Here is a 1,805-nt window from a genome sequence, read left to right on the forward strand (position 1 = left end):
GCCAACCGCCAGTGGCAGTAGTGCACCCGCCGCCGTCGCCGGTCACATCCCGGCCGACTTCGACCTTGCCGGTTTCGTGCGCAACGCCAAGGTCAGCTTCATTCGTCTGCAAGCCGCCAACGATGCCGGCAATCTCGACGACATCCGTGCATTCACTACGCCGGAAATGTTTGCCGAGATCAGCCTGAACATTCGCGAGCGTGGCCATGCCAAGCAGGAAACCGATGTCGTCAGTGTCGAGGCAGTTGTGCTCGATGTCGCAGAAGAGCCAGACCGCTATATCGTCAGCACGCGCTTCAACGGTTTGATCCGCGAAGACCAGGACGCTGCCGCAGAGCCTTTCGACGAGATCTGGCACTTGGTCAAGCCTCGCGACGGCCATTCCGGTTGGGTGGTCGCCGGCATTCAGCAGACGCAGTAAGCTGCTGCAGCAACGACGGGCCGGAGCCCCATCCTGATGCAGGACGGGCTCCGGCCTTGCGCGCTCATCGGTGATCAGCCGCGACCCTGGCGATCGCCGGTCCCGGAGAGCTTCATTGATTCTTCCCATTCATGGCCGCGCCTCGAACCACAGATCGCTGAAGCGTGCCTCGACTCGCTCGCCGGTGTTATCGGTGTCGGCGGCGAGAGCGACCCCCGAGATCGCCGGCAGCGGATCGCCGAAGGCGGCACGAAAATCGGCGGCAACATCGCGAACGACCGCCCGCCACTGTCCGGCATGGGCGTTGCCGGAATCGACGACGATCATCCGCAGGCGGTCGCTATAGGCATTCCATCCCGACTCGCCGGCAGCCTGTGCCGTACCCCATACGTAGCATAGGGCTGCTGCCGGTAGATCGGCGCCGTACAGGACACGCGCTGCAGCGATCTTCATGCGGTCACCGACGCTGAGCCGCTCGGCGGGCAGGTCGAACAGAACATAGACACGCGCGGCGTAATCATCACCGGCCTTGCGCCGCAGATCCGAGCCCGCAACCGCGTTGGAAACCCGCCAGCGCCATCTGAGCAAGGGCGTCGCTGCCGGGTCGATGCGCTGTGCGATTGCCAGGCTCGACGCCGAGCGATCGGAGATCACCCGCAACACCGTGACGCCATCATCGGTCAGCAGATCGAAACGGTTCGGCCGTTCGACCGAGGGCAAGGTCTGGTGCAGCCATTCCTTCGGCAAATGATTTCCCGGTAGCCCGCCAGAAAACCTCGGCAGCGCGACGCGCCAGGCATCGGCACGTGCCGGCAGCACCGAAAAACCGCCGACAACACCGATGAGCGGGGTGCTCAGCAGCGCCAGTGCGGCCCGCCGGCGTCCGGGCTTCATCGGTTCCATTCGATGAATCCTTCCAGCGTGGCCAGGCGCAGCAGGTCGGCTGGCCGATCGACGTCCCACAGCCGGGGCAGCTCGGCCCAGCTCAGCCCCAACCCGGACAGGCGGTGCCGCGTTTGTGCCATGACCCGCTCGCTCCCCCACTCGATGGCCTCGAAAAGTGGTGGCTGCGGACAACGCAGGCCAACGAGCACGTAACCGCCATCTTCGGCGGGGATGAACACCGCATCCTTGCCGTGCGGGTGCTCGTCGAGCAGGACCTGGGCGGCCGCCACAAGATGTGCCGGCTGCAGCGCCGGACAATCGCTGCCGATCAGCAGCAATGGTCCGGCCTGCGCCACAAAGGCCGCTGCCATGCGTGCGCCAAGGTCAGAGCCCGACTGGCTGCGCAGATCGACGCCGCAAGCGCGTTGCACGGCGCGAAAGAAGCGCTGCTGGTCGTCCGGCGCTCCCCAAAGCGTCACCCTGCCGAGCGCTGCACGCT

The 1,805-nt window shown here is 65.7% G+C and carries 3 protein-coding genes; 1 reads left to right on the forward strand and 2 read right to left on the reverse strand.

All coding sequences use genetic code 11. The features are described from left to right. On the forward strand, positions 1-421 hold a 421-nt coding region (locus tag CAPSK01_RS01215; RefSeq protein ID WP_034921296.1), incomplete at its 5' end, for a transporter. A gap of 129 nt (positions 422-550) precedes the next feature. On the opposite strand, the gene CAPSK01_RS01220 is transcribed toward CAPSK01_RS01215, so the two are convergent. Then, the gene (locus CAPSK01_RS01220) at positions 551-1,324 is read right to left on the reverse strand and encodes a DUF3047 domain-containing protein (RefSeq protein ID WP_034921300.1); all 774 of its coding nucleotides are present in this window, start codon (positions 1,322-1,324) and stop codon (positions 551-553) included. Continuing rightward, positions 1,312-1,805, reverse strand: a 494-nt coding sequence (locus tag CAPSK01_RS01225; RefSeq protein WP_273702844.1) for a TIGR04282 family arsenosugar biosynthesis glycosyltransferase, incomplete at its 5' end; no start/stop codon positions are given. The genes CAPSK01_RS01220 and CAPSK01_RS01225, both read right to left, overlap by 13 nt.

Origin of the sequence: Candidatus Accumulibacter vicinus, assembly GCF_000584955.1 — a bacterium.
Taxonomy (GTDB): domain Bacteria; phylum Pseudomonadota; class Gammaproteobacteria; order Burkholderiales; family Rhodocyclaceae; genus Accumulibacter; species Accumulibacter vicinus.